The 12,219-nt window shown below is 46.6% G+C and carries 11 protein-coding genes and 2 pseudogenes; 4 read left to right on the top strand and 9 right to left on the bottom strand.

Annotation, left to right across the window (positions count from 1 at the left end; all coding sequences use genetic code 11):
- Positions 1-450: pseudogene (locus QUB26_RS10660) on the top strand (thiamine-phosphate kinase); the annotation flags it as partial.
- A gap of 49 nt (positions 451-499) precedes the next feature.
- On the opposite strand, the gene QUB26_RS10655 reads toward QUB26_RS10660, so the two are convergent.
- From QUB26_RS10655 to QUB26_RS10640, 4 genes are all read right to left on the bottom strand, one after another.
- A complete protein-coding gene (locus QUB26_RS10655; protein WP_333317850.1) occupies positions 500-1,144 on the bottom strand; it encodes a hypothetical protein in 645 nt (214 codons plus the stop codon).
- Between the two features lie 172 nt (positions 1,145-1,316).
- Positions 1,317-2,117 carry a Uma2 family endonuclease gene (locus QUB26_RS10650; protein WP_333317848.1) on the bottom strand — a complete coding sequence of 267 codons (801 nt, stop codon included), beginning with the start codon at positions 2,115-2,117 and terminating at the stop codon, positions 1,317-1,319.
- A gap of 96 nt (positions 2,118-2,213) precedes the next feature.
- Positions 2,214-3,386, bottom strand: coding sequence for a cysteine desulfurase family protein (locus QUB26_RS10645; RefSeq protein WP_333317846.1), 1,173 nt, complete (start codon positions 3,384-3,386; stop codon positions 2,214-2,216).
- A gap of 87 nt (positions 3,387-3,473) precedes the next feature.
- Positions 3,474-3,875: a DUF7682 family zinc-binding protein gene (locus tag QUB26_RS10640; protein ID WP_333057640.1), complete on the bottom strand. Its 402-nt coding sequence runs from the start codon at positions 3,873-3,875 to the stop codon at positions 3,474-3,476.
- 191 nt (positions 3,876-4,066) lie between these two features.
- Between QUB26_RS10640 and QUB26_RS10635 the strand changes: the two genes are divergently transcribed.
- Together QUB26_RS10635 and QUB26_RS10630 are read left to right on the top strand one after the other, a co-directional pair.
- Positions 4,067-5,731 (top strand): DUF655 domain-containing protein, encoded by a 1,665-nt coding sequence (locus QUB26_RS10635; RefSeq protein ID WP_333317844.1) that lies wholly within the window; start codon positions 4,067-4,069, stop codon positions 5,729-5,731.
- 175 nt (positions 5,732-5,906) lie between these two features.
- Positions 5,907-6,551 (top strand): hypothetical protein, encoded by a 645-nt coding sequence (locus QUB26_RS10630; protein ID WP_333317842.1) that lies wholly within the window; start codon positions 5,907-5,909, stop codon positions 6,549-6,551.
- A gap of 291 nt (positions 6,552-6,842) precedes the next feature.
- Here QUB26_RS10630 and cax read toward each other — a convergent pair whose 3' ends face one another.
- Positions 6,843-7,943, bottom strand: coding sequence for a calcium/proton exchanger (cax, locus tag QUB26_RS10625; RefSeq protein ID WP_333246111.1), 1,101 nt, complete (start codon positions 7,941-7,943; stop codon positions 6,843-6,845).
- Between the two features lie 194 nt (positions 7,944-8,137).
- Between cax and QUB26_RS10620 the strand changes: the two genes are divergently transcribed.
- The gene (locus QUB26_RS10620) at positions 8,138-8,887 is read left to right on the top strand and encodes a Uma2 family endonuclease (protein ID WP_333247465.1); all 750 of its coding nucleotides are present in this window, start codon (positions 8,138-8,140) and stop codon (positions 8,885-8,887) included.
- An 84-nt stretch (positions 8,888-8,971) separates the two neighbouring features.
- On the opposite strand, the gene QUB26_RS10615 is transcribed toward QUB26_RS10620, so the two are convergent.
- The 4 genes and pseudogenes from QUB26_RS10615 to QUB26_RS10600 all read right to left on the bottom strand — a co-directional run.
- On the bottom strand, positions 8,972-9,592 hold the full coding sequence (locus tag QUB26_RS10615; RefSeq protein ID WP_333317840.1) for a DUF6391 domain-containing protein: 621 nt from the start codon (positions 9,590-9,592) through the stop codon (positions 8,972-8,974).
- A 170-nt stretch (positions 9,593-9,762) separates the two neighbouring features.
- The gene (locus QUB26_RS10610; protein ID WP_333057632.1) at positions 9,763-10,476 is read right to left on the bottom strand and encodes an MORN motif-containing protein; all 714 of its coding nucleotides are present in this window, start codon (positions 10,474-10,476) and stop codon (positions 9,763-9,765) included.
- Positions 10,477-10,581: 105 nt separating this feature from the next.
- Positions 10,582-11,322, bottom strand: coding sequence for an MORN motif-containing protein (locus QUB26_RS10605; protein ID WP_333057631.1), 741 nt, complete (start codon positions 11,320-11,322; stop codon positions 10,582-10,584).
- Positions 11,323-11,505: 183 nt separating this feature from the next.
- Positions 11,506-12,219 (bottom strand): annotated as a pseudogene (locus QUB26_RS10600) (hypothetical protein); the annotation flags it as partial.

Genomic DNA, 12,219 nt, shown 5'->3' with positions numbered 1-12,219 from the left:
GGGGGGGTTAATTCTCCCCCCCTTGCTAAGGGGGGGCCGGGGGGGGTTAATTCTCCCCCCCTTGCTAAGGGGGGGCCGGGGGGGGTTCAATCCCCAATTGCAATCGCCGGAATGGACAGCAGCGACGGTTTAGCTGATGCGATTATTCAAATTTGTCGGGCTAGCGGTGTTGGCGCAAAAGTCGATCGTACAAAACTACAAATTCCCGATATTTTCAGAGAAATTGTATCAACCGAAAAAGCTTTAGATTGGGCATTATACGGCGGAGAAGACTTCGAGTTAGTGCTGTTTTTGCCAATAACCAGCGCTCAGTTATTGGTAGAAAAAATAGGAAATGGAGCCGCGATTGTGGGAAGCGCTACTGAGAGTACCGATATCTGGTTGACTGATAGCAGCGGCATTTATCCTGATACTGTATTAAAGATCGATCGAGGATTTCAACACTTCTGAATTATCTCGCTTGTCCGCATAGGCAGACTTGGTTTGTGTAGACGCGGTTTCAACCGCCTGTTTTTGTGCTGTTATTGTAGGCAGTAGCCAGATTATTTTGGGTTTGCGTCCATTTTTCGCTACCGGGTTCCCGATTATTTAAAACTATTTCATAACCCGCAATGGCAATTTGAATATTATTCCCTTTATTCCCACTGGGAAACTCACTAATATGAATACTCAAATTTTCAATAAGACCGATAATTGAGCTAATTGTTTCTGAGTTTTCGCCAGCAATTAACTTTTTCGCCACTTGCTGTAAAGTCTCGGCAAAACTGGCATTAAGGAGATGTTGTCGCCCTTCCAGCATGGGGTAAATTACTGCTATATCCCCGTTGCTATCTTGTTCTGCTTGCAATAATTCTAGGAAAAAATTTGCATACTCTTGGAAATTTTCACTCTTCGAGTTATTGCTATCTACGTCATCGTTCATATCGATGAGTGGCGCTAGGTAACTAGCTAGGTGTCGGAGGAATTTAGCGCCGTTTTCGCCTCCTTGTTCTGCCAAGGTTGATGCTACTAACTCGCACGTTTCCAGAAATCCGCGATCGAGTAATTCTGAGTTATCCTGTAATATTTGCGGTTCGTCTCCTTTGGGGGCATTCAGCAGAGTGTGAATTAATTGCAGATAGGCTTGGGCGCGGGTTTCGTCCATTGTGGGGAGTTGTGAATAACACCGGGATTTATTTTATCATGCTTGGTGGGTGGCCAGAAACCGGGTTTTTGCGAGAATATTTGGTTACAGGCGAAGATTCTGGAAAAAACCCGGTTTCTTTGGTTGTGCGTAGAAAGAATGGACTCGGCGGTTTCAATCGCCGAATCATCTATTACAATTGATTTAGATCGATTCCCATTTCTCGGAGTCTTGATTCTAAAGCTTGCGATCGCGATCGTTCTTGTTCCAATAAAGCTTCTGTGTCAGTGGCTCTTTGCTCTGCTTGCTGAGCTTGTTGCTCTGCTTGTTGTCGCAGTTGCTCTGCTTGTTGTCGCAGTTGCTCGGCTTGCTGAGCTTGTTGCTCTGCCTCAATAGCCCGCGCTTGGGCCTGTCGTCGCAATTGAGCGAGTTCCACAAAACTCATAAACGCTTCTCCATCAGGGCCGAACATTTCTAGTCCCGTTTCAGATAATTGAAACCGCACGCCCAGTCTGGGACTGATCCAACCGTCTATTTGTTCGATCGCTTCTAATTCTTCCTCTTGACGTTGCCATCCTGTTAATTCTAATGTTTGTGGGTCGTACAAATAGTATTCTTCCACACCATAACGTTCGTAAAATTTGAACTTTTGAATCATCGGAGCGGGCCGATTTCCCGGCGACCAAATTTCAAACACAACTTGTGGCCCAATATTATCTTCATTCCACTGTTGATAGGAACCACGATAACCTTTTGGTCTACCAAAAACTACCATCACATCTGGGGCTTGGCAAAGTTTATTATTTCCTTCAACGGGATACCAAAGCAAGTCGCCGGCGACAAAAACATTCGGGTCATTCGCAAACAATAGTTCAGAATTTTCTTTAATCCAAACGATTAATCGAAACTGCTCGGTATTATCTGACATTGGTTCGCCGTTATCGTCGGGGTAGATGATATTTTGTTTGTCGGGAGATTGCAGTTTTGTAACCATTGCTTTTTCCCCAAAATAGATGGTGATTTTATTTTAGTGTAAATGATATCAAGCGGCTTTTTTGTGGGAAACGTGTTTTCAAGATCGGAATCCTTCCTAACGCCTAGATAATGCTACCTTGGGCATTAATCTATCCAAAATTTGCTCGATCGCACTTGCAGTCCAATCAATATCAGCTTCTGTGGTTTCCCGTCCCAGACTCAAGCGAATGCCGCCAACGGCCTTAGTTTTGTTATATCCCATTGCCAATAATATCGGACTCGGAGTCAGTTTGCCGCTGTTACAAGCAGAACCGGAACTAATGCCAATTCCTGCTAAGTTTAGCTGTCGCACTAAAGTTTTACCCGTCACTACTCCTGTGTCGCCGTCGGGAGAAACAATGCAAAAACTGACGTGGTGTGGCAGCCGACAATATCGATCGCCCGTTGGTACTAAACTGGGTACGTGGGATAATCGGTCAAAAAGTCGATCGCGCAATGCAATTAACCTCGGTGTTTCCACATCTATTTCCTGCAATGCTAACTCCGCCGCCACCCCAAAACCGACAATTATCGGCACTGCGGGCGTCCCAGAACGCAGTTTCAATTCTTGACCACCACCGCCTAACATTGGCACTAATTCTACTCCCGGACGCACATAAAGCGCCCCCGCACCTTGTGGCCCGTAAAGTTTGTGACTGGAAACCGAAAGCAAGTCTACGGGCAGTTTCTGCACGTCAACTTGCAGCTTGCCAGCAACTTGAACTGCATCGGTATGAAACATGATATTGCGATCGCGCGCAATTTGTCCTAATGCCTCAATTGGTTGCAGCGTGCCAACTTCGCTTTGTCCGTAAATGATGGAAATTAACACTGTATTCGATCGCAGCGACTCTTGCAAATCCAAAGGGTGAATTCGCCCCAATTTATCAACTGGTAGGCGCGTCACTTCCCATCCCAACTGTTCGAGTTGTCGCGCGGGTTCTGCTACTGCGGAATGTTCTACGCTGGAGATAATAATATGCTGCGGCTTGGTATAAAGACGGGCAATTCCCATAATTGCAAAATTGTCCGCTTCAGTGCCGCCACTGGTAAAAATTATCGATTCCGGTAGCGCGTTAATCAAGCTAGCAACCTGCATTCTTGCTAATTCTAAAGCTGTCGCCGCCCTTTGTCCCCACTCGTGCAAACTGGAAGGATTACCCCACTGCTGAGTCAGGGCTTTTTGCATGGCTTGAATCGCTTCTGGGCGGGCGGGTGTTGTGGCGCTATAGTCGAGGTAAATTTGCATGATAAATAACTAATTAATGAATGTTGACTGTTGACTGTTGACTGTTGTGAGTGGCTACCAATAGCCAATAAAACCAATAACTGATGACTAACTTCCTGGTTTGCAGACGTTGTAGTCTTCATGGGACAAAACTTTTTGGGGAGTTAAGAAAGTGCCGCAATCTTCACAAAGCATTCTGTAGTTGCGAGTTACAGGAATACTGATTATCAAACGGTTGTGACGCAGGCGTTTGCCGCCGAAATCTCTGTAATTCTTATTTTCGCCCAAAGCTGCTATAATTGTTCGGGCTTTAGTGACTACGTGGTCGGGCAGACCTCTGAGATCGATGATATCTCTAGCAAATGATGCTTCCCTCTCTTGTTTTTTGGTTTGTTTTTGTGTCAGGACTTCAACGTAATGCTGCTGCGCCACCAACTCTTGCGTGCAGCGATGGCACGCTTTACCATATCCTTTGTGACCGCACGGAAAAATTCTTTTTCTTTTAGCCATAAAGCAGCGGTATAGGGTTTGACCCACGCCCCTGAATGCTGCTACCTTACCAGTGATGCTTCCGGCATCGAGGCAGTTCTACAAGACGCAAAATCTGTTCCCTTGCATAAATTTAATAGGTTGTAACTTTACTTGATCCAATAGCTTTGAACTGTGAGAAGGCTAATAACCTCTATATTTATTAAAATTTTGTGGCTGTATTGTATTATCATTTACTCGGTTTCTGTTGTGCTGGGCTGGTGGCGATCAATCTGGCGGGCTGCGGACAAACAAAGCAAGACGTGCAGAATTTACCTCTCAGTCTGGCTCCATTGCCTCAAGACCCCTTGTTGCAAGTATACTTCAATCAGTCGATCGCTTCGAGTTATACAGAGCCTTACCGCCAGCAAACTAGACCTGGAGATGATTTAGAAAACTTGATTGCTGTGGCGATCGCTAGTGCTGGATCGACGGTAGATGTTGCGGTTCAGGAGTTTCGCTTGCCCGGTATTGCGAGGGTTTTGGCCGATCGAGGGCGATCGGGAATTAAAGTGAGATTAATTGTCGAACATATGTATAGTCGCCCTTGGAGCGATTTTACAGCTCAGGAGTTGGCGAAATTACCGGAAAGAGAGCGCGATCGTTATAACGAATTTGTGCAACTTGCCGATCGCAATAAAGACGGTAAATTAAGCGCCGATGAAATCAAGCAAAATGATGCTTTGGTAATTGTCAAAGATGCGGGTATTCCTGTAATTGACGATACTGCTGACGGCAGTAAAGGCAGCGGTTTGATGCACCACAAATTTGTGGTAATTGACGGCAAAACCGTAATCGTCACTTCTGCTAATTTTACCACAAGCGATATACATGGCGATTTCAAGACACCAGAAAGTCGCGGCAATGCGAACAATTTGCTGAAAATTGAAAATGCTCAAATAGCGCAACTATTTACTCAAGAATTTAACATCATGTGGGGCGACGGGCCCGGAGGCAAACCGGACAGCAAGTTTGGCATCAAAAAGCCGTTGCGTCAAGTGCAAAAAGTAAGAGTAGGGAATGCGACAGTGGCGGTGCAATTTTCGCCGATTTCCCAGACTTTGCCTTGGGAAAACAGTGTCAACGGTTTGATAAATCGAACTTTGGGTAGTGCGAAAAAGTCGGTTGATTTGGCATTGTTTGTATTTTCGGCTCAGCGGTTGTCAAATACTTTGGAAATTCAAGCTAGCCGGGGAGTTGCGGTGCGAGCTTTAATTGACTCTAATTTTATTTATCGCTCTTACAGTGAAGGGTTGGATATGATGGGTGCGACTTTGATGCAAGATTGCAAGTTAGAAACTGACAATCGCCCTTGGAGAAAGCCGCTGACTACGGTGGGAGTGCCGCTGTTACCAATGGGCGATCGCCTGCACCACAAATTCGGCGTTGTGGACGGCAAAACGGTGCTTACAGGTTCTCACAACTGGAGTGAGGCGGCAAATCACGGGAATGACGAGGCGCTGCTGGCGATCGAGAGTCCCACAGTTGCGGCCCATTTTGAGCGGGAGTTCGATCGGCTTTACAAAGGTGCAACCTTGGGAATTCCCGCCCGAATCAAACAGAGAATTGATGCTAAGAAAAAAGAGTGCGATTCACTACAAGCAGCATCAAAATCTGCGAGTGCTAAACCTCAAATTGCTGCCGGAAAAAAGTTAGTTAATTTGAATGCAGCGAGTCAGGAAGAATTAGAAACTTTGCCTGGGGTTGGCCCGAAGTTAGCCGAGAGAATTATTGCAGCGCGACAACAGCAACCTTTTACCTCTTTGGACGACGTGGCACGGGTTCAGGGCATTGGGGACAAGATTTTAGAGAGATGGCGCGATCGAGTAACTTGGTAGTTAAGTTCGTAATTCTGTAGGTTGGGTTGAGGAACGAAACCCAACACTCATTAATTGGATGTTGGGTTTCGTTCCTCAACCCAACCTACACTATCTACTTTGACAACACATCAGCTCTCAAGTTAAAATAACTTCTAAACAAAATGCTATCTATTCACCTGAGAGGTAGAGAGAGATGGAACACGCCAGATTTGTTATGGGGAGGCCACAAATCAAATTTTTAGCTATTTTTATGGGGGCAATTTTTTTGACGCTAGCAGCTTTCACAGTCAGCGGCCAGCAGAGTAGCGAAGCACAATTTAGGGTCAAAAACGAAAACGCTTTTAATATTAATTTAATTCAATTTAAGCGCACTGAATATGTAGGCCCCTGTGCCGGTACTGTCTTCTCCCCTGATTCGCAAAGCGCTCGATTTGTCTCCAGCAAAACTCCTCCCGGCCCTAACAGAAGGGTAATGATTAAAAATGTGACAGATGGCATGGAAACTAACCCCTATCCCTACACAAACCGAGGTTACAACAAAGGTGAGTTTTCCGAGGATTTTGGATTTAAGTTGGGTAACAGTCACAAAACAAGAACTTTTTCGGTTTTAGAGGGAGAAAATAAGTTTCTCTATGAAATCAAAGAAAATGACCAAGTTATAGAACAGGGTGCGCTTACGGCTGAAGTTTCTATACAAAACTTAGGTACTTTTCCCCGTCAGCAAATTTGTCAAGATCGGGTAGAATGTCGGGATACTTCTGATTGTCGCGATCGTAAAGGCAGAAAAAGAAGTTGCAGACAAGAGTGTTTTCCTGTTCAACAATGTCGCTGTCCCTAACTACTTTCTGTCCAAAAATTATTTTATTTAATTAAGGCCAGAAGACAAAGAGGAATAACAAACCAGAAACAAGATAAGTTATTTTCCACGGAATAGGGGCAACCACGCAGCGCTGTTTCATTCTCTTGTAGGGGCTGCCCCCCGTGGCTGCCCCCATGTCCCAAACGCCTGTGAAATCGTCTGTGGGGGCTAGGCATTCTTGGCACTACAAGAGTCAAAAGCCTGATTTTCGTGAGAACGAAACCGCCCTGGGCAACCACGGGCGATTGCCCCTCCAATAAAATTGTTGGTTCAAGTAATTGGGTGAAAGTAAAATGCTGCTCCTAACACGATATATGTTGCTAAAAGCAGCACTCCTTCGAGCCAATTAGAGCGCCCGTCGAGACTAATTAGATTAGCAATTGTCACTGCGATGGCAACTGCAACTACTTCAAACGGATTGAAGTTTAAATCCATCGGCTGATGAATCACTAATCCGATAATCACCAACACCGGCGCTACCAGCAAAGCAACTAGCAAACTCGAACCCATCGCCACAGAAACTGACAAATCCATATTGTTTTTCATCGCCACTCCCACCGCAGTTACATATTCGGCCGCGCCGCCAACAATTGGCAACAGAATTACCCCTGTAAACAGCGGCGTCAATCCCAATCCTTTGGTAGTTTCTTCGACAACACCCACGAATATTTCTGATTCAAAAGCAACGGCAACAGTTGAGGCAACTAGCACTCCAATCCACAACCATAAATTCGGTTTGTGTGTAGTAGATTCCTCTTTGGTATTTTGAGAATTTTCTGACTCTAGTTCTACTAAGCCAACATCGTAAAGATAGCTATGAGTTTTTAATGAAAATAGCAGAGTTAAAGCGTAAACTGCAATTAGGACGATCGCAGTTATTAACGAAAGATTCTGAATGGCTGCGGGTTCGACTCCATTGGAGGTATAAATTACCATTGTCGGCAGCAGGATGGCAATCACTGCTAGAGTCATTGTGGAACCGTTCACCCGCGCGATTATTGGCTTAAATTCTTGTTCTTTGTAGCGGATTCCTCCTAACAGCATGGAAAATCCCATGACTAAGAGCAAGTTGCTGATAATTGTACCGGTTATGCTGGCTTTCACAATGTCAATTAAGCCGGCTTTCAGGGCAACTATTGCAATAATTAATTCCGTAGCATTGCCGAAGACTGCATTTAATAAGCCGCCTATGGAGGGGCCTGTAACGATCGCCACTTCTTCTGTTGCTGTGCTCAACCAAATCGCCAGAGGTATAATGCCTAAAGCGGATGTGATGAAAACTGCAAGGGAACCCCAGTGCAAATACTCAGCGGCGATGGAAATGGGGATGAAAATTAACAGCGCTATGGAAAGAATCTTTTTGATTGACATAGGAACTCGGATGGTGTAAGGAAGGGTGATGTCGAGTTGTCGGGGCGATCGCAAAGTTGATTTTACACTATTCAACTATTCTCTGACAATTCTGGCGGCAAGTGCGATCGATAATTGGAAATATTTAACCGCAAATGCACCCAGAGCGAGGCAGATTGAATATAATAGAATGATATCGACATCGGTGAAAAGATATGTCTCAATCTGTAGTGCCAGTTGTTGAATCAAAGCAAATTGATACTTCACCCACCTTGACCTTTGAAGAATACCGATTTTATCAAACTGATTCCGATCTACAATATGAACTGTACAAAGGCAAATTAATTCCGATGCCAACCGCCACAGTTTTACATATCAAAATTTGCGAGTATTTAGTTTACAAATTGCAGCGTTACCTAGCGGAACACAATCTTGACTTAGTAGCAAAAACAGGTTTAGGAGTGAGAACAGAAGAAGATACATCTCGGATTCCTGATGTAGTTGTTTGCACTCAAAGTCTTTTGGAACAAGCTGGTTCTAGACCAGGTGCTGGTATCCTCGATTTTGAGGAAAAGCCGCTGTTAGTGATAGAGGTAGTGAGTCAAAATCGGCGCGCCGATTATGTGATTAAACGAGCTGAGTACGAACTAGGTAACGTGCCCGAATATGTAATTGTTGACCCTACACCTAACAAAGAACTGGTGCGAGTTTTAGCCTTTCCTGAAGGTGAAGACATCTATACACAAACAGATTTTGTGCCGGGGCAACAAATGGTGTCTGTAGTCTTTCCAAATCTGACATTATCAGTGAATGAAATACTGTCTCCGCCATTAGTTGAAGGGTTGATTAAAGCAGAACAAGCTCGGTTCCAGGAACTTGAGCAGCAAGCTGATGAGCAGCGCCAACGGGCGGAAAGATTGGCGGCGAGGTTGCGAGAATTAGGAGTAGATCCCGATCGCATTTAGGAGCTTTCTGTCAGAACCCCGAATTCTTAAAAAAGTCGGGGCTCTGGGTATTCTGTTGGTTGAGGTGGGCTTGATACTGTGCAACTATTCAACCCAACGCACCCGCACAAAATGAGCTTCGCGTCCCCAGAAGTCGTGACTTACAGTAATATCAACAACACTCAAATTAAACGGAATAGCAGTTGTGACGTACCGCTGAGCTAGAGCTCCCACATCTGGAGCTAACTGAGCAGCAGCCGCCGCCGCCGCACCCAAACCTAACAGTTGCAGAATGGGCCCGCGAGGCAGGGCTAAATTGATGCCAACAGCAAGTCCTGCAGTCAGCAGCATTGCCACCGACAAATTCGTGCCACAGCGGGGATGTACAGCTAAATCCCACTCTCCGCTGGCAATCCGGTGCAAAGCCTCGCGCACTGCCTGACGCAACTGTGCAATGTTAACGTGCCCATAAAGAAAAAACCCTTGGTCTGTGGACATTCCGCCCAATAACTCATTATCGGCTCTTGCTGTGGTCGCACCAAACGATTGGCTTAGTACCCAAACAGTAGCGTGTTCCAAAGCATGAACTTGGCGCAAAGTCAAGACTTCCTTCAAACCGGGCACAAAATTGAGTTGTCGCAACAAATCAGCATCTTGAGTCCGCTGCGGGGCAAAGTCGAAGGGAAATTGGCCGGTGCGGCCGGAAGCAGAAGCAGTAGTTGTCATATCAAAACGCCTCCATTAACTCGATTAAGTGGATATTTAAAATTAGCAATTCGGTTGAGAAAAAGCCGGTCATACATTATCAATAGTTGTGGCTTTAAAACCTAGCAATGGCAGGTTTTGTGCAAAAAACATTAGCCATCAACCTGCCCTTACTAACAAATATTCCCAGTTTATTGCTCTAGCCGCTGCCCGTCGCGAAATACTCCCGGAATTCGCCGGCCTCTGGTATCGATAATTGTGCCTTTGCCGTGAGGCAATCCCTTGCGTAACTCTCCCTCATAGCGGATACCGTTGGAGAACGAACAGTTACCCCTGCCATCAAGTTCTTGAGTATAGAACTGTCCCGAACACCGACTGCCGTCAGCGCGGGTGAACGCTCCCGTACCTAAAGGCTTGCCCCCTAAAAATTGACCCACAAAGCGATCGCCATTGGCAAAAATGAATTGCCCTTGTCCCGTGGGCACGCCTACTTTTTGATCGAGAGAAAACGACCCCACATAGCGATCGCCATTAGTAAAAATAGCTGTGCCGGAACTAACTTTGCCATCTCGGAATATACCCTCGACGCGGGCGTCGTCCTTAAATATAAATTGTCCTCGGCCATTTGGTTTGCCCAGACGGAACTGCCCCTCATAGCGATCGCCGTTGGAATATATGTATACCCCAGTGCCGCTGGGCAAACCGTTAACGAACTGTCCGATGTAGCTATCACCGCTGTCATAATCGCACCTAACTCTACCTGTAGCGATAGCTGGCACGCAGCGGCCGGTTCTAGCTTCTGTTCCTTGCGCCATTGAGGGCAAGGGATAAGTAGCGTAACTACCAATTCCCAACACTGATGCAACTAATAAAGCGATTCCACTGGTCCAAGAACGGGAAATCATCAATCAACTTGCTCCTATGCGCTGTTAGATATTATCTTCTTCTGTCCTTTGTCTTTTGTCCCATTTGTTGTCAAAACTTGACTGAAAAGCTCAATCATTTATCCTTTACGAAACTCCGGGCTTGCCGTTGCGAAATACCCCCGGAAAGCGCCTACCTCTAGCATCTATCATCGTTCCCACACCGTGAGGCACTCCCTTTCGCAATTCTCCTTCATAGCGCGTACCGTTGGGGAAAGTGCAGGTGACACTAGCGTCTAGTTCTTGATTAAAAAATCTGCCGGAACAGCGAGTGCCGTCTACCCGCACCAATACCCCAGGGCCAAAGGGTGAGCCTGCAAAGAATTGTCCTTCATAGCGATCGCCATTGGTATAAAAAAATTGACCCCGCCCTGATGGTTGGCTGCTAATGGCATCAGTCTGAACGTTCCTGACGACTGCGAAGTCTCCGACGTAGCGCTCGCCGTTGGGGAAAACGACCGTCCCAGATCTCATTGTGCCGTCTTGGAACACGCCTGTGTAGCGGGCATCATCTTTAAAAATGAATGTCCCTCTACCGTTTGGCACTCCATTCCGAAAATTTCCTTCGTAGCGATCGCCATTAGCGTACACGTAGACTCCAGTGCCGTCGGGCAGGCCGTTGACGAAGTTTCCCTCGTAGTTATCGCCTCCCTCGTAATTGCATTTTACTCTTCCCGTAGGAGGGTTTCCCTGGCAGAAGGGAGAGCGTTTTCCTTCTTCTGGTGCTGGTTGAGCTATTGATGGCTGGGGATTCAAGAGATTAGTGGCGCTGCCGATACAAGAAGCAACTAATATCACCATCCCTAATTTTTGAATTGAACTGAGCATGATCGATCTCCTTTAACTTCAATTACTAATAGGGATTTTCTAGAAGCTAATACTTGCTGAAAAGTCCTCTATTTTTTAATCCCTTTACTAATTTTACCTTCAGGTTCGATATCTGCCCTAAATGCAAAAAGGCAAAAACTCTAATTTTTGCCTTTAGCATTTTTCCTGCTTTACTGTCAATTTTCAGCGTCGCGCTGAGCTATTCGGATTTGGGAGACGGCTAATAACTGCATTGGCCGGTTGTGGTTGGCGACTTGCGGGTTTTTCGCCAACACCTTTGGCTACCTCAACGCCGTTTTCCTCCAGAATCACGATCGGATCGGCTCCTTGCTTGAGATCGACCCGCTTCACCAGAACTTGCCCGTTAGACAACCGCTGCCCGACTTTGACATATCGGCTAGTTGGTTCATTCGGTACTTTGACAATCACTTGCGTCTCGTTCCCGACTTTTACCACCCCACTGACTTCAGTGCCTGTAGCGATGTCAGTAGAAGGCGGTGGCGGAATTACTGGGATGACGGGAGGAGGTGGGGGATTTGGGTCTACCCACTGGGGCGGGCGCTTGTCTACTGGCAGTTCCGGCAGATCCGGCACTCCTATGGGTCTCGCTGCTATTGGTTGGGGCGGGCGCGGGGGTGCTGGAGGGCGAGGCTGCGGATTCCGCGCATCTTGCGGTCTACCTCCTGTTGGCCCAGTTCCAGGACGACCGGTGCCAGGACCTCTTGCTACCCTGGCATTGGGGTCTCTCCATTGGGGGGGGCGCTTGTCTACTGGCAGTTCCGGCAGATCCGGCACTCCTATGGGTCTGGCTGCTATTGGTTCGAGTCCAGGCGGGGATGTACGAGTACGACCTAACTGAGGAGCATTTAGCCCCGGAACTATGGGAGGCGAGCCAAT

The organism is Microcoleus sp. B4-C1, from assembly GCF_036705285.1.
In the GTDB taxonomy this organism is placed as follows: Bacteria; Cyanobacteriota; Cyanobacteriia; order Cyanobacteriales; family Microcoleaceae; genus Microcoleus.
The sequence above is the reverse complement of the archived record's forward strand: the minus strand, read 5'-3'. Positions and strand labels throughout refer to the sequence as shown.

Excerpts from the sequence above, each read along its gene's own strand:
- QUB26_RS10605 (WP_333057631.1), bottom strand. The coding sequence starts at position 11,322 with ATGCTCAGTTCAATTCAAAAATTAGGGATGGTGATATTAGTTGCTTCT.
- QUB26_RS10610 (WP_333057632.1), bottom strand. The coding sequence starts at position 10,476 with ATGATTTCCCGTTCTTGGACCAGTGGAATCGCTTTATTAGTTGCATCA.
- QUB26_RS10630 (WP_333317842.1), top strand. The coding sequence starts at position 5,907 with ATGGAACACGCCAGATTTGTTATGGGGAGGCCACAAATCAAATTTTTA.
- QUB26_RS10645 (WP_333317846.1), bottom strand. The coding sequence starts at position 3,386 with ATGCAAATTTACCTCGACTATAGCGCCACAACACCCGCCCGCCCAGAA.
- QUB26_RS10615 (WP_333317840.1), bottom strand. The coding sequence starts at position 9,592 with ATGACAACTACTGCTTCTGCTTCCGGCCGCACCGGCCAATTTCCCTTC.
- QUB26_RS10650 (WP_333317848.1), bottom strand. The coding sequence starts at position 2,117 with ATGGTTACAAAACTGCAATCTCCCGACAAACAAAATATCATCTACCCC.
- QUB26_RS10640 (WP_333057640.1), bottom strand. The coding sequence starts at position 3,875 with ATGGCTAAAAGAAAAAGAATTTTTCCGTGCGGTCACAAAGGATATGGT.
- QUB26_RS10620 (WP_333247465.1), top strand. The coding sequence starts at position 8,138 with ATGTCTCAATCTGTAGTGCCAGTTGTTGAATCAAAGCAAATTGATACT.
- cax (WP_333246111.1), bottom strand. The coding sequence starts at position 7,943 with ATGTCAATCAAAAAGATTCTTTCCATAGCGCTGTTAATTTTCATCCCC.
- QUB26_RS10655 (WP_333317850.1), bottom strand. The coding sequence starts at position 1,144 with ATGGACGAAACCCGCGCCCAAGCCTATCTGCAATTAATTCACACTCTG.